At 46.6% G+C, this 564-nt stretch carries 1 protein-coding gene; it reads left to right on the top strand.

The features are described 5' to 3' along the window. A partial coding sequence (locus R7190_RS29550) for a transglycosylase SLT domain-containing protein (protein ID WP_318138161.1) occupies window positions 1-564 on the top strand: 564 nt, incomplete at both ends.

The following is a 564-nucleotide window of genomic DNA, read 5'->3' as shown; positions in this document are numbered from 1 at the left end:
AATCTTTGGCGAAAGATTCTGCTAAGGATACGCCAAAAGTTCTCTCCCCTCAGGAACAAGAAGATGTGTGGCAACGTATTGCTATGCAGCTTGAAATGGACATCCCAAACAACAAGAAAGTGGATTATTACCGTACGTGGTATTTGAAACACCCAAACCACCTGTACACGGTATCTAAACGTGCAGCGCCATTTCTTTACATGATCACGCAACGTATCGAAGAACGTGGTTTGCCAATGGAGCTTGCTCTTCTACCGGTTGTGGAAAGCTCATTTGACGCTTTCGCCTACTCGCACGGTAGCGCAGCAGGTTTGTGGCAGTTTGTGCCAGGCACCGGGAAAATGATGGGGCTTGAACAAAACTACTGGTATGACGGGCGTCGCGATGTCGCTGCCTCTACCGATGCTGCATTGGATTATCTTGTTCAATTAAATGAACGTTTTGATGGAAACTGGGAACACGCAATCGCAGCCTACAATAGTGGCGGCGGTCGTGTATCTAGTGCTATCCGTAAGAACAAAAAATTGGGTAAACCTGTCGACTTTTTCTCTTTAGATCTGCCAA

This window comes from Vibrio sp. 1078-1, assembly GCF_033340475.1.
Note: the sequence above shows the minus strand (reverse complement) of the source record. Positions and strands in the feature narration are given on the sequence as shown.